This is a genomic window from Lacticaseibacillus chiayiensis, from assembly GCF_004123795.1.
In the GTDB taxonomy this organism is placed as follows: Bacteria; Bacillota; Bacilli; order Lactobacillales; family Lactobacillaceae; genus Lacticaseibacillus; species Lacticaseibacillus chiayiensis.
In genome coordinates this window covers 1-18,822 of sequence record NZ_MSSM01000034.1, presented here as the reverse complement: position 1 = coordinate 18,822, position 18,822 = coordinate 1, and the positions used below count along the sequence as shown (strand labels likewise).

20 protein-coding genes and 1 tRNA gene are annotated in these 18,822 nt (G+C 46.7%); 17 read left to right on the top strand and 4 right to left on the bottom strand.

What is annotated here, in order from left to right:
• Positions 1-3 precede the first annotated feature (3 nt).
• The 3 genes from dnaK to lepA all read left to right on the top strand — a co-directional run bounded on the left by dnaK (position 4) and on the right by lepA (position 5,306).
• On the top strand, positions 4-1,875 hold the full coding sequence (gene dnaK, locus BVJ53_RS12200; RefSeq protein WP_129302636.1) for a molecular chaperone DnaK: 1,872 nt from the start codon (positions 4-6) through the stop codon (positions 1,873-1,875).
• Between the two features lie 113 nt (positions 1,876-1,988).
• Positions 1,989-3,158, top strand: coding sequence for a molecular chaperone DnaJ (gene dnaJ / locus BVJ53_RS12190; RefSeq protein WP_129302635.1), 1,170 nt, complete (start codon positions 1,989-1,991; stop codon positions 3,156-3,158).
• A gap of 309 nt (positions 3,159-3,467) precedes the next feature.
• Positions 3,468-5,306: a translation elongation factor 4 gene (gene lepA, locus BVJ53_RS12185; RefSeq protein ID WP_129302634.1), complete on the top strand. Its 1,839-nt coding sequence runs from the start codon at positions 3,468-3,470 to the stop codon at positions 5,304-5,306.
• A 151-nt stretch (positions 5,307-5,457) separates the two neighbouring features.
• Here the strand turns inward: lepA and BVJ53_RS12180 are convergent, their stop codons facing one another.
• The 3 genes from BVJ53_RS12180 to BVJ53_RS12170 all read right to left on the bottom strand — a co-directional run bounded on the left by BVJ53_RS12180 (position 5,458) and on the right by BVJ53_RS12170 (position 6,722).
• Entirely contained in the window at positions 5,458-5,679 is a 222-nt protein-coding gene (locus tag BVJ53_RS12180; protein ID WP_129302633.1) for a hypothetical protein, read from the bottom strand.
• A 5-nt stretch (positions 5,680-5,684) separates the two neighbouring features.
• Entirely contained in the window at positions 5,685-6,161 is a 477-nt protein-coding gene (locus tag BVJ53_RS12175; protein WP_129302632.1) for an ASCH domain-containing protein, read from the bottom strand.
• Positions 6,162-6,350: 189 nt separating this feature from the next.
• A complete protein-coding gene (locus BVJ53_RS12170; RefSeq protein WP_129302631.1) occupies positions 6,351-6,722 on the bottom strand; it encodes a hypothetical protein in 372 nt (123 codons plus the stop codon).
• 300 nt (positions 6,723-7,022) lie between these two features.
• On the opposite strand from BVJ53_RS12170, the gene recJ reads away from it, so the two are divergent.
• The 9 genes from recJ to BVJ53_RS12125 all read left to right on the top strand — a co-directional run bounded on the left by recJ (position 7,023) and on the right by BVJ53_RS12125 (position 14,753).
• Positions 7,023-9,317, top strand: a complete 2,295-nt coding sequence (gene recJ / locus BVJ53_RS12165; RefSeq protein WP_129302630.1) for a single-stranded-DNA-specific exonuclease RecJ — start codon at positions 7,023-7,025, stop codon at positions 9,315-9,317.
• A complete protein-coding gene (locus BVJ53_RS12160; RefSeq protein ID WP_010488148.1) occupies positions 9,314-9,841 on the top strand; it encodes an adenine phosphoribosyltransferase in 528 nt (175 codons plus the stop codon). The genes recJ and BVJ53_RS12160 overlap by 4 nt, the downstream gene beginning before the upstream one ends.
• Positions 9,842-9,928: 87 nt before the next feature.
• Positions 9,929-10,429: a Cys-tRNA(Pro) deacylase gene (gene ybaK / locus BVJ53_RS12155; protein WP_129302629.1), complete on the top strand. Its 501-nt coding sequence runs from the start codon at positions 9,929-9,931 to the stop codon at positions 10,427-10,429.
• 16 nt (positions 10,430-10,445) lie between these two features.
• Positions 10,446-10,763 carry a DUF960 domain-containing protein gene (locus BVJ53_RS12150; protein ID WP_010488150.1) on the top strand — a complete coding sequence of 106 codons (318 nt, stop codon included), beginning with the start codon at positions 10,446-10,448 and terminating at the stop codon, positions 10,761-10,763.
• Positions 10,764-10,864: 101 nt separating this feature from the next.
• The gene (locus tag BVJ53_RS12145) at positions 10,865-11,659 is read left to right on the top strand and encodes an N-formylglutamate amidohydrolase (protein ID WP_129302628.1); all 795 of its coding nucleotides are present in this window, start codon (positions 10,865-10,867) and stop codon (positions 11,657-11,659) included.
• A 1,373-nt stretch (positions 11,660-13,032) separates the two neighbouring features.
• Positions 13,033-13,120: transfer RNA gene (locus tag BVJ53_RS12140), tRNA-Ser, on the top strand.
• 261 nt (positions 13,121-13,381) lie between these two features.
• Complete coding sequence (locus tag BVJ53_RS12135) at positions 13,382-13,768, top strand: hypothetical protein (RefSeq protein ID WP_129302627.1); 387 nt, start codon at positions 13,382-13,384, stop codon at positions 13,766-13,768.
• A complete protein-coding gene (locus BVJ53_RS12130) occupies positions 13,768-13,971 on the top strand; it encodes a hypothetical protein (protein ID WP_129302654.1) in 204 nt (67 codons plus the stop codon). Before BVJ53_RS12135 ends, BVJ53_RS12130 begins: the two co-directional genes overlap by 1 nt.
• Positions 13,972-14,366: 395 nt before the next feature.
• On the top strand, positions 14,367-14,753 hold the full coding sequence (locus BVJ53_RS12125; RefSeq protein ID WP_129302626.1) for a DUF1093 domain-containing protein: 387 nt from the start codon (positions 14,367-14,369) through the stop codon (positions 14,751-14,753).
• 152 nt (positions 14,754-14,905) lie between these two features.
• On the opposite strand, the gene BVJ53_RS12120 is transcribed toward BVJ53_RS12125, so the two are convergent.
• Entirely contained in the window at positions 14,906-15,154 is a 249-nt protein-coding gene (locus tag BVJ53_RS12120) for a hypothetical protein (protein ID WP_129302625.1), read from the bottom strand.
• Positions 15,155-15,258: 104 nt separating this feature from the next.
• Between BVJ53_RS12120 and BVJ53_RS12115 the strand changes: the two genes are divergently transcribed.
• The 5 genes from BVJ53_RS12115 (at position 15,259) to BVJ53_RS12095 (ending at position 18,464) form a co-directional block, all read left to right on the top strand.
• Positions 15,259-15,864, top strand: a complete 606-nt coding sequence (locus tag BVJ53_RS12115; protein WP_167470202.1) for a DNA-3-methyladenine glycosylase — start codon at positions 15,259-15,261, stop codon at positions 15,862-15,864.
• The gene (locus BVJ53_RS12110; RefSeq protein ID WP_129302624.1) at positions 15,861-16,355 is read left to right on the top strand and encodes a DUF3013 family protein; all 495 of its coding nucleotides are present in this window, start codon (positions 15,861-15,863) and stop codon (positions 16,353-16,355) included. Before BVJ53_RS12115 ends, BVJ53_RS12110 begins: the two co-directional genes overlap by 4 nt.
• A 65-nt stretch (positions 16,356-16,420) precedes the next feature.
• A complete protein-coding gene (prmA, locus tag BVJ53_RS12105; RefSeq protein WP_129302623.1) occupies positions 16,421-17,374 on the top strand; it encodes a 50S ribosomal protein L11 methyltransferase in 954 nt (317 codons plus the stop codon).
• A complete protein-coding gene (locus BVJ53_RS12100) occupies positions 17,374-18,102 on the top strand; it encodes an RsmE family RNA methyltransferase (protein WP_129302622.1) in 729 nt (242 codons plus the stop codon). The genes prmA and BVJ53_RS12100 overlap by 1 nt, the downstream gene beginning before the upstream one ends.
• 38 nt (positions 18,103-18,140) lie before the next feature.
• Positions 18,141-18,464 (top strand): hypothetical protein, encoded by a 324-nt coding sequence (locus BVJ53_RS12095; RefSeq protein WP_129302621.1) that lies wholly within the window; start codon positions 18,141-18,143, stop codon positions 18,462-18,464.
• Positions 18,465-18,822: the final 358 nt, after the last annotated feature.

Genomic DNA, 18,822 nt, shown 5'->3' with positions numbered 1-18,822 from the left:
CATATGAGTAAAGTTATTGGTATTGACTTAGGAACCACCAACTCAGCTGTTGCGGTTTTGGAAGGCAATCAGCCAAAAATCATTACAAATCCTGAAGGTAACCGAACCACACCATCTGTTGTTGCGTTTAAGGATGGCGAAATTCAAGTCGGCGAAGTCGCTAAACGTCAGGCAATCACCAACCCAGATACCATTGTTTCGATTAAACGCCACATGGGCGAAGCTAATTACAAAGTTAAGGTTGGCGATAAGGAATACACCCCACAGGAAATTTCTGCGATGATTCTGCAATACATCAAAAAATTCTCGGAAGACTATCTGGGCGAACCGGTTAAAGATGCGGTTATTACTGTGCCGGCTTACTTTAACGATAGCCAGCGTCAGGCTACCAAGGATGCCGGGAAGATTGCCGGCTTAAATGTACAGCGGATCATCAACGAACCAACGGCCTCCGCGCTGGCCTATGGCTTGGACAAGGGTGACAAAGACGAAAAGATTCTGGTTTATGACCTCGGCGGTGGGACCTTCGATGTTTCCATTCTGCAATTAGGCGATGGGGTCTTTGAAGTTCTGTCAACTAATGGCGATACGCATTTGGGCGGTGATGATTTTGATAACAAGATCATCAACTGGTTGGTTTCCGAATTCAAGAAGGACAACAACATTGATCTCTCTAAAGACAAGATGGCCATGCAACGTTTGAAGGACGCAGCTGAAAAGGCGAAGAAAGACCTCTCTGGTGTTACCCAGACCCAGATTAGTTTGCCATTTATCTCTGCTGGCGCTAATGGACCGCTGCACTTAGAACGTACTTTGACGCGCGCTCAATTTGATGAAATGACAGCTGACTTGGTTGCTAAGACCAAACAGCCGGTTGAAAATGCTTTGAAGGATGCTAAACTGACCAATGCCGACATCGACAAAGTCATCTTGAACGGTGGTTCTACACGGATTCCGGCGGTTCAGGAAGCCGTTAAGGAATGGACAGGCAAAGACCCTGATCATAGTATCAACCCTGATGAAGCTGTTGCTTTGGGTGCTGCTATCCAAGGTGGTGTCATTTCCGGTGATGTTAAGGACGTTGTTCTGTTGGATGTTACACCGCTGTCACTGGGTATTGAAACCATGGGTGGCGTCTTCACCAAGTTGATCGATCGTAACACGACTATACCGACTTCCAAGAGCCAGGTTTTCTCAACCGCAGCTGACAACCAGCCGGCCGTTGACATTCATGTCTTACAAGGTGAACGGCCAATGGCAGCAGATGACAAAACGCTTGGTCGCTTTGAATTGACGGACATTCCGCCAGCACCACGTGGGGTTCCGCAAATCGAAGTTAAGTTTGATATCGATAAGAACGGGATCGTTCAGGTTTCTGCCAAAGACCTCGGCACCGGCAAGTCACAGAATATCACTATTAAGAGTTCCAGTGGTTTGTCCGATGAAGAAATTGAACGCATGAAGAAGGAAGCCGAAGAAAACGCCGAAGCCGACGAAAAGCGCAAGGAAGAAGTCGACTTGAAGAACGATGTCGATCAGTTACTCTTCCAGACCGACAAGACGCTCAAGGACGTTGATGGCAAGGTTCCTGAAGAAGATATCAAGAAGGTCAAGGATGCTCAGGAAGCTTTGAAGAAAGCTCAACAAGAAAACAACCTTGATGACATGAAGCAGAAACGGGACGACTTGAACAAGTTGGTTCAGGATATGACCGTTAAGCTTTATGAAAACGCCCAGAAGAATCAGCAGGCACAAGGCGGCGCAACTAGTGGTGCAGCAACAGGTGCAACGCAAGGCAGTGCTGACGATAAGAAGTCTGACGATGGTACCATCAATGGCGATTACAAGGATGTTTCTGACAACGATAAGAAGTAATGTCGTAGATCGTCAACAAAAAGCCGAAGCCGCGGCGCGGTTTTGGCTTTTTGTTTGAATTATGCTATGCTGAATTGGCATTTTCAGTCACGATCTGAATCGAGGAGGAACTCATGGCGGATCAGAAAGATTATTATGAGACGCTCGGTGTGAGCCGGGATGCTGATGATGACACCATTCGAAAGGCTTTTCGCAAGCTATCGAAAAAATATCATCCCGATCTCAATCACGCACCAGGCGCGGAGCAAAAGTTCAAAGAGATAAATGAAGCCTATCAGGTCCTGTCTGATCCCCAGAAACGTGCGGCCTATGATCAGTATGGTTCTGCTGATGGTCCACAGGGATTCGGCAATGCAGGCGCAGGTCAGGCAGGTGGCTTTGGTGACTTTGGTGGCGGCCAAGGTGGTTTTGGCGGCGGTTTTGACGACATTTTCAGCCAGTTCTTTGGCGGAACTGGCGGTGGCGCCCAGGCGAATCCGTCGGCACCGCGTCAAGGCGCTGATTTGCAATACCGGATGGATTTGACGTTTGAAGAGGCGATTTTTGGTAAAAATACCAAGATCTCCTATGACCGCGAATCTGTTTGTCACACCTGTCATGGCAGTGGGGCCAAGCCGGGGACCAGCCCGGTAACGTGCCATAAGTGCCACGGCACCGGCTATATTCAAGTACAACGCAATACGGCTTTTGGCACAATGATGACACGCCAGGTTTGCGATGTCTGCGGCGGTACCGGTAAAGAAATCAAAGAGAAGTGCCCAACCTGCCATGGCAGTGGTCATGAACAGGAACGTCATACCATTGATGTCAAGGTTCCGGCTGGCGTTGAAGACGGTCAACAAATGCGGCTGCAACAAGCTGGCGAAGCAGGAACCAATGGTGGGCCTTACGGTGATCTATACATTGTTTTCCGGGTTGCTCCAAGCAAAAAATATCAACGCGACGGTGCAGAAATCTATCTGACCATTCCATTAAGCTTTGCGCAGGCGGCGTTGGGTGACGAAATCAAAGTCGATACGGTGCATGGACCAGTTGAGCTTAAGATTCCAGCAGGCACCCAAAGCCAGACCAAGTTTAGATTGCGAGGCAAAGGGGCACCACGACTGCGTGGCAACGGAACTGGCGACGAGATTGTCACCGTTGAAATTCAGACGCCAAAGCACCTGAATGAGAAGCAAAAAGCAGCATTGATGCAATTTGCGGCGGCCAGCGGTGAAGATGTCACACCGCATAACGGAACCTTGTTTGATCGCGTTAAAGAAGCTTTTAAAGGCGGGAAATAAAGCGCCAATAAATTAATTGACACAAAAAATCGGTTCTGGAGGCAATTTGTCGCTGGAACCGATTTTTTAATATCCCTGTCTGGCAACTCCAAATCAGCTTGCCTGGCTGCGGAAACGCATTCTCAGTCGCAGAAATCTACGTGTAAGGACCTCACGCCTAAATGGCCAAAGCCCAGCCATTTAGGCGCGAGGCCACTTACACTCCGATTTCTAAGCGCTCCTGTTCACGCTCTGGTTTCTAACCGCGCCAGCTCATGCTCTGCTATAATAGAAAACAAACGATCGCTTAGAAAGTAGGCACTATTAAACATGAATCATGAAGAAATGCTGGAACGACAAAAGCATATCCGCAATTTTTCGATTATTGCCCATATTGATCATGGCAAATCGACGCTTGCCGATCGCATTTTGGAATTAACCGATACCATTGCCAAGCGCGACATGCAGGCGCAGGTGCTTGATGACATGGCACTTGAGCGGGAACGCGGGATTACGATCAAACTCAACGCGGTCGAATTGCATTATAAAGCCAAAAATGGCGAAACCTATATCTTCCATTTGATTGATACACCAGGACACGTTGATTTTAGCTATGAGGTCAGTCGCAGTTTGGCGGCGTGTGAAGGCGCATTGCTAGTTGTCGATGCCACTCAAGGGGTCGAAGCCCAAACGCTAGCTAACGTTTATTTAGCGATTGATGATGATTTGGAAATTATTCCTGTTATCAACAAAGTCGATCTGCCAAGTGCGCAGCCGGATGTGGTCAAAGAAGAAATCGAGGAAATGATCGGCCTTGATGCTTCTGATGCCATTTTGGCCAGTGGTAAAACCGGACTCGGCGTTCCTGAGATTCTTGAGCGGATTGTGAAAGATATTCCTGCACCCTCAGGAGATGTGAACGCACCGCTACAAGCCTTGATTTTTGATTCCGTTTACGACGATTATCGCGGCGTGGTGCTTGATGTTCGCGTTAAGGAAGGCCAAGTTAAAGTCGGCGACACGATTCAGTTGATGAGCAATGGCAAACAGTTTCAGGTGACAGAAGTCGGCGTTATGTCGCCTAAAGCCGTCAAGCGTGATTTCCTGATGGTTGGCGATGTCGGGTATATTACTGCCGCTATCAAAACCATTCAGGATACTCGCGTTGGCGATACCGTGACCCTGGCTGACCGCCCGGCAAAAGAACCACTGAAAGGGTACCGGAAAATCACGCCAATGGTTTATTCCGGACTTTTTCCAGTGGACAACGCGAAGTTTAACGACTTGCGGGAAGCATTGGAAAAATTGCAGCTTAACGATGCAGCGCTTGAGTTTGAACCGGAAACCTCGCAGGCACTTGGCTTTGGCTTTCGTTGCGGATTCTTAGGGCTGTTACACATGGATGTCGTTCAGGAGCGTCTAGAACGCGACTACGGCTTGGATTTAATCATGACGGCGCCAAGTGTTGATTATCAGGTCGTTTTGACAGACGGCACGGAAAAGACCATTGATAACCCGGCAGACATGCCTGATGCAAGCGAAATCAAGGAAATTCGCGAGCCTTACGTGAAAGCCTCGATTATGGTACCGAACGATTATGTCGGACCGGTCATGGAACTGTCCCAACGTAAACGCGGCGAATTTGTCACGATGGATTATTTAGACAAGTATCGTGTCAATGTCATCTACGAACTGCCATTATCCGAAATCATTTATGACTTCTTTGACGACCTCAAGAGCAGCACCAAAGGCTACGCAAGTCTAGACTACGAAATCATCGGTTACCGTCAAAGTGATCTGGTCAAAATGGACATCCTGCTGAATGGCGACCCGGTTGACGCACTGAGCACCATTGTTCACAAAGACTTTGCCTATGAACGTGGCAAGGCCATTGTTGCGCGATTGAAAACAACGATTCCGCGGCAACAGTTTGAAATTCCGATTCAGGCAGCTATCGGTAATAAAATCATCGCCCGTAGCACTGTCAAAGCCTATCGCAAGAACGTTTTGGCTAAATGTTACGGCGGTGACATTACCCGGAAACGCAAATTACTGGAAAAGCAAAAGGCTGGTAAGAAAAGGATGAAGGCGGTTGGTTCTGTGGAGGTGCCTCAGGAGGCGTTTATGAGTATTCTCAAGATGAACGACGAAGAGAGTCGCGGGAAATAGTGCTTAACCGATGCTATTAGCGATTTGCTTCTATACGATGTCAGTTACCACCGTGTCTTTGCGACTAAACAAATGGGCACTAGAGACAAACCATGAATCTCTAGTGCCCGTTTTGTTCGTATGGTATGGCCTTTTTCGTTTCAATAACGTCTCATCCTTTACGTTGATGATCATCCACAATATGTTTTGCCTTATGCGCCAGCTTACGTTCAGGTTTAAAGAACTGGTACGCACCATAGGAAACCAATCCACCGAGCGCCGTAATGCCGAAAACAAGGATGTAGATGGTCGCGTCTAAAGTAGGGTGAGGGATGTCCTCAAGTTTCCCTGTGACTTTCTTTTCCGCTAATGCCGTGCGATTCTTGAGACTCATGTTCATCACCTCGTTTGAACAATTGGAAACACCGTGTGAAATTCTTCAACAACGACCATTGAGGAAACCGAATCAAACTGAATGCCATTTGCATGATATTCGTTCCTGAAAAAGTCTTCATGAATCTTACGCCAACTTGCCAATGATTTAGAGCCTTCGCCTTCACGTCTGGCAATGGTGGCATCGACCTTTGCAAATGGCGTCACAAACACATTGTCCGTGTAAGTCAAGGCAACCGGGCGATCCTGACGATCTAAGATGATGTTGTAGACACCGGCGATCGGCAAGGGATCCTGTTCAATCGTGTAGAGTTCAAAGCCGCTGGTGGTGGCGGTTTTTTGGCCGTTTTTAACCAACGCCGCCAATTCATCAGCAAACTCGGGGCCGCCAAGCTGATACGCGTCCTCGTAGGTTGCGGCTGGTAAATCCAATGCTGTTTTGGCTCTAGCAAAAAAGTCGTCCAATACTTGCTGATCAGCCATGACTTTCACGTCCTTTCTTTATCATCATTATCACACAATTCCCAAGATGATGCATGATTGGTTTACTGAAAGGCCGCACGCATGAGCATTAATCAGTTTCCGTCATTAGAACCGCCTTGATACAGAAGCATCATTTAACAGCAAGAAAAAACGATGCCTTGACTGCATCGTTTTTGTCTGCATTTAATTTTAGAAGACCTGTTCGTCAACTTTGCGCATGACGATCTTTGGTACGGTTAAACCAAGCTCATTTGCCAAAATCTTCATGGCTTCTTCGCGGGTCTTGATTTTATCCATGTCCCAGATGATGTTAGCAATTCGCCCGTTTTCATAATCGAACGGTTCCTCGTAAAAGTAATCATCATCGTTGTCGCTGTGAAGTTTAGCAGAAACCTTCTTTGACAACGCCCGGGTGTAATCGCGGTCGATCATTTCCGGAACATCTTTTTCCGTTACATAACCGACTTTCTCAATTTGCTTAGCTGCCTTATCGACTGCTTCGTCAGAAACTGTAATCTTCTTGCCGGCCTTTTCATTGAATTGGTCTTGAGATTTTGCCATGGTGCTTCCTCCTTAAAATCGTAACGAGAGGCGATCGGCTTTGAGCACACCACTGCCTCGCTACGCTTTGTCTAATAAAGACAATCCATTCATTGAGGATTGCCTGGTTAAAGTCGCTGACTGGAGTAGGGCTTTCTAACACTTTTATTATATCACGCTTTCTCTTGCCCGAACGGATAGGTTTACGGAAACGCAAAGCAACAGCTTCAATTGTCCGACGACAAGGAAAACTTCCGGCAAGCGGTTAATTCACGGCGGTTTGTCTGGTATACTGGATCGGTTAGAAAGGAACGAAACAATATGACGCAGTATCAGTGGCAACTCGTAGCACAACCGGATTCAGCGACTGTTCAGCAATTAAGCCAAACGCTCGAGGTGCCGGCTTTTTTGGGGACCTTGTTGTGGCAACGCGGGATTAAAAGTCAATCAGACTACGAGGCGTTCGTGCATCCGGATATCTCTCGGCTACACGATCCATTTGCGTTACATGATATGGATAAGGCCGTTGCACGGATCTTGAAAGCCATCAAACACAATGAAAAAATCACGATTTACGGCGACTATGACGTTGATGGCCTGACCAGCAGCGCGATCATGCTTGAGACATTGCAGAGCCTTGGCGCGGATCCTGATGTCTTTATTCCGGATCGGTTTGCTGACGGTTACGGTCCGAATGCCGAAGTCTACGCCTACTTGCAGAAAACCGGTACGCAACTGGTAATTACGGTTGATAACGGGGTGGCTGGTGCGTCAGTCATTGACACGGCGCAAGCAGCCGGAATGGATGTCGTGGTCACGGATCACCACGAACTGCCCAAACAACTGCCGAAAGCCGTGGCGGTCGTGCACCCGCGGCATCCTGACGGTCATTATCCGTTTGGCGATCTTTCTGGTGCCGGCGTGGCGTTTAAAGTGGCAACCGCACTGCTTGGCGAACCACCGCTTGAAAGTATCGATTTGGCTGCCTTAGGGACGATTGCAGATTTAGTTAGTCTAACCGATGAGAATCGCGTGATCGCGCAGCTGGGTTTGAAAATGATTCAGACCCAGCCGCGTGTTGGAATTGCTGCAATCCTGAAAGAAGCTGGCGTTGCTCCGGAAACCGTCAACGAAACAACAGTCGGCTTTGTGATTGGTCCGCGACTGAATGCACTAGGACGCATGGGTGATGCGAATCCCGGCGTTACCTTGCTGACGACTTTTGAAGAGGATGTCGCTGCCGATCTTGCACAACAGATAGGCAAGCTGAATCAGGAGCGTCAAGGCTTGGTGAGCAAAATTGCCGCCGAAGCGCTAGCCATGGCCCAGACACCGCAGAATCAAGCGGCTAAGACGCTGCTACTGGCAAAAAAAGGTTGGCACGAAGGCGTTGTTGGCATCGTTGCCAGCAAAGTGGTTGAAGCCACGGGCAAGCCAACCCTGATTATGAATATCGAAGACGATGGTACGACTGCAAAAGGATCAGGTCGCTCTATCGAAGCCTATCATCTTTTTAAGGCCCTGGAGCCGGTTAAGGACAAAGCGGTGGCATTCGGTGGTCACCATATGGCGGTTGGATTGACAGCCAAAACGGAGGAGCTGCCAGCGATTCATGCCCAGATGGAAGCCGCAGCTGCAACCATGCTTAAAACCGTTCCAAAGCCGACATTGGCGATTGCTGCGCGGCTGGAGATTGATGATTTGACATTAGCTCATTATGAACTGATTCGCCAACTCGCCCCCTTTGGTCAAGGAAATCCCGAACCCACTTTTTCATTGCGACCGCAAGTGATTCAGAATGTGAAGCAAATCGGCAAAGAGAACAATCATCTGAGGTTTCAGGTAGACAATGGCATCAACGTTATCGGCTTTGGTTTTGGCGAAGCCGCCGCAACGTTGGTGGATGCTCAAGCCGTTAAGCTTGCTGTCAGACTGGATCAGAACACCTGGCAAGGCAATAAGAGCCTGCAGCTGATGCTAAAAGATTATGAAGTCAAGCAACCGCAAGTCATTGATTGGCGAATGCCTTCTGTTGACGGCAGCCAGTTCAAAAGCAGTCATACCTATGTCTTTTTTGATGCGAAGGTCAAGCAGCAATTCGAGCGACAATTTTCCTTTGGCGGCCCGACACTGACGGCTGAACAAGTCACAACGCCGTTAGCCAACGCCGTTTTGGTTGATTTACCAGAGAATCGTGCACAGTTGCGGACGGTCATGCAGCAAATCCAACTGCCAGTGGCGGTCATGTTTTACGGCGCACCCAGTCATTTAGTGGCCATTCCGACTCGCGTTGAGTTCGGCGCGGTTTTGCATTTTCTCAAGGCCCATCCCGGTTTTGACAAACACCATATTCCGGCAATCGCTAAGGCCGTGCACTTGACGGTCCATCAGGTGATCTTGGCGATTCAGGTGTTTTTTGAACTTGACTTTGTTACAATAGATGGTGCTTTTATTTCTCCAGTCACAGCACCGGCCAAGAAGCCGCTGCAAACAGCAAAGGCTTATGCAGCGCGCGAAGAATTTCTGACGCTTGCCCAGCAGCTGCAAACCATGCCGCGAGTCCAGTTGGAGGCGATGTTGCTGACGGAGCATACAGACAGTGAGGTAGGATCATGACCATCAATTTTAAAGATTACATCGCAAGTGTGAAAGACTTTCCGGAACCGGGGATTATTTTTCGCGACATTTCGCCACTGATGGCGGATGGAAAGGCCTATGCCGCAGCAACTGACGAAATTGCCGCTTACGCCCAGGACAAAGGCGTTGAGATGATCGTCGGTCCGGAAGCACGCGGCTTTATTGTTGGTTGCCCGGTCGCTTACAAGTTAGGCATTGGTTTCGCACCGGCCCGGAAAAAGGGAAAGCTGCCGCGACCAACCGTTAAGGCCAGCTATGATCTGGAATATGGCGAAGCGACCCTTTATTTACACAAGGATGCCATCAAGCCGGGTCAACGGGTTCTGGTTTGTGATGACCTGCTGGCAACCGGGGGGACCATTGCCGCAACGATTCGCCTAGTTGAACAACTGGGTGGTGTGGTGGTTGGTACAGCCTTTTTGATTGAATTAAGCGACTTACATGGCCGTGATAAGATCAAGGACTATGATATGTTCACGTTAATGGCATACACCGGCGCTTGACGGTGGTATTTTCGCTGCAATTGCCCTAGTATTTTAAGTGAAGGTTTTCGAGTAGGTCAGATGGAAATTTCGTGAGGAGGGGTCGCAATGGCTAAACATCATAAGACAGAAAAAACCTTGGTCGAAAAAATGTTAGACAAAGCGGGCATTACCTACGTGCCTTATGAATTTCCGACCGAAGAAGTGGGCGACGTTGCCCAGTTGGAAGTCGATCACCTTGACGTTCCGGAACATCGGATTTACAAAACGCTGGTGTTGACCGGCAACAAGACCGGGCCAGTGGTTGGCGTTGTTCCCTTAGATCGGCATGTCGACTACAAAAAGCTAAGCAAGGTCTCCGGCAATCGTAAAGTGGGTATGGTGCCGTTAAAAGACCTTGTGAAAACGACTGGCTATGAACACGGCGCTAACACACCGATTGGCATTCATGAACGCCACAAGTACCCGATCTTTATCAGTCAAGAGGCCGAAAATCAGCAGCAAATGATTGTATCAGCTGGCAAAGTCGGCCGTTCCGTTGGCATTGATCCCAAAGTGTTGGCAGACTTTGTCGATGCACGGTTTGCGGATATTGCCACGCAGGACTGAGGAAAGGAGCCAAGTCATGTTTGAAGCAAATCATAGTCGATTCGCGACATTTGGCGTCATTTCGAACTTGCCAGGCGAAATTATCGATAGTATTTGGATGATCATCGACCGCAACTTACAAGGTGTGGTGCCACTGAACAACTTACTGCGCTTTGATCTGCAGAATAATCAAGGCAAGCTGACGGTTCATTTTAGTGAAGAAGGGGCCGATACGGAAATGGCCGTGGATCTGCCATTTCCGTACGATCCCAGCTTTCCGGACACTGTGATGGCTTACGATGATGGTGAAAGTCAAACTATTCTTTTACCTGAAGAAGGCCACCGCGAATCGTAATGTCGCACTTAATCAAGTAAAAAGGCTAATCAGCATCGGGCGAAAATCGTTCGGTGCTGATTTTTTACGGTGCATCGTTTGCAATAAGGGGGGATTCATATTTGAATGACCAAAACGCAAAATACACGGTGCTGAATCCGGATCATGATTCACCGGTCGTTATCAGTTTACCGCACAGCGGCACTTGGCTTCCTGATTCCATGAAACAGGCATTGTTACCAACTGCTGTGCTAGCCAACACGGATTGGTTTTTGCCGGAACTCTATCGCTTTTTACCAGCCGCCGGGTTTACGACGTTGATCAATCATGTTAATCGGTATGTAGCCGATCCCAACCGCGCAGTGACCTACAATCCGCACCATGATTATCGCTCGGCCACTATCTATCAACGCAACACATTTGATCATTCACTATACGCCAAACCTTTAACGACTTTGCAAATGCAGCAACGCGTCCACATGTTTTATTGGCCTTATCGTCATCAGCTGACGAAGTTGTTGTATCAAAAGAAATCAAGATTTGGCCATGCTTATTTAATTGACCTGCACAGCTTTGCCCAATATCCGTATTATCCGGGCGTTAAGCCAAAAGCCATTGTCTTAGGCAACGATCATGACAAGACTTCCAACAAAGCATTTCGGCAAGCGCTGACAAACCGGTTGATCGATCAGGGTTGGACTGTCGAAAATAATTTCCTATTTCGCGGTGGCGACATCACACGTTATTATGGGCATCAACAGGGGATAACGGCGATTCAAATTGAATTGCGCTATGACCAGTACATCGCGCACAGGGCTTTTGGCGAAGAAGTGCTCACGCGCTATCAGCCGGATATTTTTGGGCAGGCGCAAAGGCGTTTAGCTTTTTTGATAGATTTTTTGAATCGTCTGGATTAAAGAAGGCATCTTGATCTCGATGATTGCGTTGTCAAAATCCGAATCAGAATAAAATGCTAAAAAGACACCGGTGAGTTATTTTCTCACGGGTGTCTTTTGATAGTTGATGTAAACAGGCAAACTTTATCTGTCCCCCAAACCAGCAGGCAATACTGAGCAGAAGAATGGCTGACTGATGAAGAGTGAAGAGCAACAAAAAGAATGAGTATATGGACACTGCCACTACACTTGAAGAGAAAATAGGACATCAAGGAAGAAGTTTTCCCTGAGTAAGGAACATTGGAGCTTCCAGCAGCTGATATAAAATACTTAATTTTAAGAAAGATTATTTAATATGCTATGAATTAATTATATTATATATTGGAAACAAAATTAACGTTTCCATTTGTTACTAAATAAGTATAAAATATTAGTGACGTATTTGATCACCCTGATTATTATTCCTGAACTTTAGTGTCGCCTTTACTAATATACAAAATAAATTGGGAACAGCTTAAATCATTATAGAATCGTGCTTACTCAAGGACAGAATCAAAGAGCTTGTTAAATCATAAATCGTTCTAGATTGCATTGTGACCATCGTTATTAGACTTTTTAGCAGTTTAGAACCAATCTAGCTGATATGTGGTGTAAATACATTGAAAGTTTTTGGGTGAATAATCGAATGTTTAATTTTATACAGACCAGTTTCGAAAATCTAAATAAATGGATAAATAGTTCTACAGGGAATTACAACATGATTCTTATGATCTTGCTCTTTTTATTCTTTGTTTCCACTCTGTTATTCGCGTATGCCGCCGTTAGAAAGAAAACAAATGTCATACAGCTTCTGTTCATAACCTTGTTTGCAAGTCTTGTTATTGATACTCTTTTCTTAAAGGATCCGGAGATGCATCTGTTTATACTTTTTAAGTACGTCATCGTTTTCATCATTGGAGCCATTTTAGCCTTAATAATTTAGCTCCTTAATCCATGAGATTATTGGGACGATAGCCAGCTTGTTGTTTTGCCAGGACCGAGCAATATCTTTGTAGTGTTTATGGAACCATTAAAATAAAATCATGCAATACTGAGAGATCATGCAAGCTGTAATGAATTAATGACGTCTTCATCGTTCTCGCCAGCATAGCAACTTCTTAGACTTTCTTTTCACGAAGTCTTCTTAAGCCAAATTATTCAAGTTAATCAGACTAATTTCGGACAGCAAACTCCTGTTAATTACTATCGTATTTTTGACTTGTCACGTTCCAGAGATCTTTTGAATGAATACTCACTTTTACAGCAAAAGCCACTATCAACAAATTGAAGTGATATTTTTCAAGAGAATTGCTTCCCAAAGCGCAGGCATTTTGTTATACTAGTTCTTGTGTTTTGGAGAGTTGGCAGAGTGGTAATGCAACGGACTCGAAATCCGTCGAACCGGCTAATACCGGCGCGCAGGTTCAAATCCTGTACTCTCCTGAGATTGAAAGAGCGTGATACCGGGATTTAACACCTGTTATCACGCTTTTTTTACGCCATTAGTCTGGTTCGGAAGTCGACTCTGCGAACCTGCACGTTACGCGTTCGGTTTTCTTACAGTCAGTTTCATTTTTGATTGCTTGTATCAAAATTTGTCCGCAGAAGATTAATAACGTTTGTATAAACAGGAGCCATCATCGTGCAATGGTTTCTGCAAACTTGTATAATACAGTTACTGTTAAAACAAGGGATGATCGACACTTGAAAATTTCCATTAAAAAAGTACCGGCGCTTTATGATTTGATTTACGGGGCGTTTGCCCTTGTGATGCTAATTGTTGCGATCGTGACAACTTTGCCCAACGGATTTTCTTTTACAAGCGTTGGTGCGACGCTGATGACATGGGCGAACCATTTGTGGTGGCTGACTGTGCCTGGCATAATTTTTCATTTACTGTCGTATTTTGTGAGTCAACATTCACGATTGCTAACAGTGGGTAACATTATAGGGTTATGCGCCTTTATTGCCTTTATTTTGATTCCTAATTATAGTGTCTTCGCATTGATTGGGTTGGTCGTTGCCATGCTGCTTATTTTGAGAGGCGCCAATCGCTCACATCGAATGCGCGAGGAGTCGGAGGTGTCATGATGCCTTGGTTAAAGCATAAGAAAGATGACGAACCGGAAATCGGCATTGGTGATCATGATTTTAGCCAGTTTGTCAAAAATGCCCGTCGCGATCCACAACGTTTCAAGGCAGTTCAGTCAGTCTTTAGCCGATTAAAACGCAGTCCGCATAAAAATAAAAACAGTCATCAGCCTGTGAAGCATTTTCCAAAAGATGTGCGTTAAAATTATTTAACCGTTGTGCAACAAGCGATATCAGCCTCGGAACGATTTTTGTATCCGAGGCTGATTTTAGGTGCACAGATTATTCACTCTGTTGCTCGCAAACAGTTCTCAGATGTTTCGATGTCACGTGCTACTGTTCTATACTTGTAAAAGTATCAAAATTAAAGTAGAAGTAGTTATTTTTGCTCTAGAAAAATGCTTAATCAAGTCTTTATTTGTTCATTGAGATGGCATTGATGAACTAATACAACTAACGCAGAAACGCCCGTATGCCACGTACACCTTACGTTCATGACATTTTTGTCACAATTAAGAAAACTCTAAAGACGGTAAAGATAGTTGCATCTTTTTAATCGAATCGGCATAATGTTCTTAACAAAAAGGAGCGATTATTCATGAAAAGAGTTATAGGTGTAATTGCGTTACTTGTGGTTCTTGTTTTAGGCTTTTTCGGCTATCAGTATTGGAATAGTACCTATAATGGCGTTGAAGCCTATGCAGTGGTCACGGAAGGGAAGAAGCAAGCCTCCAAAAATGATGATGGCTCACCTTACAAAGTGAATGGAAAACAATACTACACGTATGAATACGATTTCACCTGGATCACAAAGGATGGTCAAGAACGAAAACTCGGCTTTTCATCTCCAGAATCGGCTGATCCTAAGCCATTAACGCCAGGTACGTATGTTAAAGCCAAGATTTCGCAAAAACGAGTCATTGCTGGTCCACAAACCGTTTCGGCCGATTCGGTTCCTGCGGCGATTAAGGATAAACTTAAATAGCTTCTCAGCATGATGCTAGCATGCATGGAAATAGTGCAGAGGCCTGGGCTGAGTCCGATTACGCCCAGCTTTCTAGCCGTACCGGGTCGCACGCAAAAAAGGAGGCAAACAACAGCCCATTAAGACTGCTAGTTTGCCTCTTTTTTTAGCCATTATTTGTGGTCAGGCAATGTCAGCGCGCCGTCTTCGACCAATTTGCTTAAGATTCGATAAAGTAGTTCTTCGGAAAAATCCCGCGACTCTGACAGCAAATAACTATAAGTGTCGGCCACACCCGGATCCGGTACTTTTGCTAACCATTTTTGGAGGCGGGCATTGACCTTGTCGTCTGTGTAGAGTTCGGAGACCAGTGTATCGGCTTGTTGACTGATAAGCGCGCGCAATGCTAAGTTTTCTGCCATGTTCAGCTTCCTTTCCAGTTGGTTACTATTATACCTGGCGATGTTTTGAAGGCAACGTCACTTAGCCCTTTGCATTCGTCTGAAGCTAGGCTAATATATTAAGCATGATAATTCCTTGGTTAGCAACACAACCAACACTTCAATCCGCGCAACAATTGCTGGGGATGAAGTTAAGTTTAGCCAACTGTGGCGGCTTAATTGTCGAAACCGAAGCTTACCTCGGCGTTCGCGATCAAGCGGCACACGCGTTTGGCAATCGACATACTAAACGCAATAACAGTCTGTTCTTGGAAGCAGGCACGGTTTACGTGTATCAAATGCGGCAATACTGTTTACTGAATATTGTGACCCAGGCGGCTGATATTCCTGAGTGCATTTTAATTCGCGCGCTTGAACCGATTGCTGGACTGTCAGACATGGCACAACGACGTCATCGAACCGGTGCCGGACTCACGAACGGGCCGGGGAAATTGTGTCAGGCGCTGGCGATTGATCGGCAGCTCGACGGTACTGTGTTAAATGACGGTCAATTAAAACTGACGCCAACAACGTGTCGGCCACAGAATATCGCAGTCAGTCCCCGAATCGGCATTCCTAACAAGGAACCTTGGACAAGTGCGCCGCTGCGATTTTATGTGTCTGGCAATCCGTTTGTTTCGGGGCTGCCGCGACGTGACCAGGATCGGAAAATGAAAGGATGGCAAGCATGAGCCAACTGAATATGTTAGATGCGATCGGCGAGAAAATGGATCAGCTCGATTTTGACGGCGATCTTAGTTTGAACTGGGATAAGGATGCCCACGTCATTGAATTGGAAATCACGATGACAGCGCAAAGTGAGGCAGGTATTCAGGTTGAGGACCAGAATGGCGCGACCATTGATGACGGGCCGGTCACTTATCAAGATGCGATTCTTTTTTATGACGAAACCCGGCTGCATGGTGAAGATTATGCTGATGACTATCTGGCCATTTTTGGGTTTAACGGCAAGAAAGGCATCGATGTCGCAACCGTGGATGCCTTGTTCATCTATCTGCAGGATTTGCTGGATGACGGTGAAAGCGATCTGATGGATTTTGTTGATGGTACGTCTGACAATGATCTTTTTGCATTGAATTTTGACGATGTGGCCTTTGAAGAGATTCTGGCACAACAACCTGACGCAAACAATCGGATTTTTTTGCCGTATCCCAAGTATTAAAAAGTTGGTGAGTAAGTGTCAAACGTGATTGGATATTAGGTGGCACTAACTAAAAGGAGACCTCGATGAACAACGATTGGACAGCGCTAACGGTAACAACTTCAACTGAAGCGATAGAGGCGGTCAGTAATATTTTGATGGAAGCCGGTGCCGAGGGGATTCAAATCAAAGACGCTGCTGACTTCAAAAAGGAGACGATTGATGCTCACGGAACCTGGTTTGACCCGACGACCATTCCACATTTGACTTCAGGGGCTCAGGTGATCGGCTATTTTGAACCAGTCACTTCGCTCATTGAACAGCGTGATCACATTGCTTCTCAAGTCAAAGCGCTGAAGCAATTCGGATTAGATCCCGGTGCGGCGACGATCGCGTTAACTGACGTGCGGCAGGCGGATTGGGCGAATGTCTGGAAACAGTATTATCACCCGCTTCGAGTTTCGCGATTTTTGACCATTGTGCCTAAGTGGGAACATTACACGCCTGAACAAAATGACGAAATTGTGCTGACGCTGGATCCGGGCATGGCGTTTGGTACCGGTACGCATCCGACCACCCAGCTGATGTTGGGGTTATTGGAATCGGTGGTGCGTGGTGGCGAAACGATGATTGATGTCGGAACCGGCTCCGGAATTTTGGCGATCGCTGCCGAACGCCTGGGTGTCAACCGTATTTTAGCAACCGATGTCGATGATGTTGCCGTTAAAAATGCGCAGTCTAATATTAAACTCAATCCTGTGAGTCACATAACGGTGAAGGCGAATGATTTGCTACAAGGCATCACGATGTCCGCTGACTTGATTGTTGCTAACATTTTGGCTGAGGTTTTAGTGCCTTTAATTCCTCAGGTTCAGGAACGCTTGAAGCCCAAGGGTCACTTCCTACTAGCTGGCATTATTGCCAACAAATCTGGCTTAATCACGCAGACTTTGCAGGCCAATGGGTTTAAGATTGTCCAACGGCGTGAAGCAGGCGGCTGGGTGGCACTTGATGCGGTGATTTCTGAGGAGGACGATTGATGCAGCGTTTTTTTACTACACATAAGTTGCATGAACAACAAACACTAGCGCTGGATCCAGCCATTGCCAAGCATGCCATTAAGGTGTTGCGGCATGAGGTTGGCGATGTGATTGAGCTAGCCGATCCCGAACGCCACGTTTATCACGCCATAATCCAAAGCACTGATCCGCTGACGGTTTTGATTGGCGAAGATGTCACACAACCCGTCGAATTGCCAATTGCCGTTGAGATTGTCTGTGGTGTCAGCAAAGGCGACAAAGCCGAGTGGATTGTCCAAAAGGCAACCGAATTAGGCGCTGCGAAGATCAGTTTTTTTAATGCTCAGTGGGGAACTGCCCGCTGGTCGGCTGAACGGATTGCCAAGAAAGCGAACCGGCTAGCAACCATTGCTCAGAATGCAGCGGAACAAAGTCATCGTAATCTAATTCCCAAAGTGGCAATGTATGCTAAGCTTGACGATGTGGGTAATAGTGCTGAAGTCAAACTGGTTGCTTACGAAGAAAGTGCCAAACAAGGCGAACATGCGGCATTAGTCGCAGCGTTGGCAGAAAAGCCGGCATCATTATGTGTTGTTTTTGGTCCGGAAGGCGGTATTTCGCCGGCTGAGTTATCAGTATTAAAAGCACGCGGCTTCACGCCAGCCGGTCTCGGTCCGCGAATCTTACGAGCAGAAACGGCGCCGCTGTATTTGTTGAGTGCCGTTTCGGTTCTTACTGAACTTGCTTAATTAAAAACTGAATCATTGATAAAAGGAGACTTTCGCTGATGAGTCGTGTCATGAATTGGGTCAAAGTTCCACGCAATACTATTATTTGTTGGAGCGTCTTCGTGACCTTGCTCCTTCCTTGGATCTTCCCGTTATTGCATCTCAGTGTTGCCATTCGCGTCGGAGTGTTGTTCATTTTGATCAATATGCTGAGTGCTTGGTGGATTGGCAAAATGATTCACCGCCATCACTTAGGTTGGTGTTGGCTTTTAGTATTACCTGTTTTATTTACATTGATGGTTTTGTGGCGCTACAAATGGTATGGGTACTTTTTCCCGCCGATATACATTGTTTTGAGCCTACTGGCAATGGCAAAGGACTAGCATTTTTCTAGAGAATCGTTATAATTTAAGGGTAATCTAAGAAAAGTGAAACTTGCTGTGCGATAATTGTTTTCATCAACAACGTGCAGTGATCATGCGCGAGCTGACGCGATTGGTCAAGCGTAATAAAGCGGCGATAAGCGTGTTGTCCCGGCCAAGTCGGGACAGACCGTTTATCGCCCTTCTCATATTGTCACCGCGCATATTAACGCGCTCCCCGGCGCAGAAGTCTGCATGTAAGGACCTTGGCGCAATGGCCAAAGCCCGGCCATCTCGCCAAGGCCGCTTACACTCCGACTTCTGACCGCGCCGGCTCGCGCTCACATTAACGCGCTCCCCGGCGCAGAAGTCTGCATGT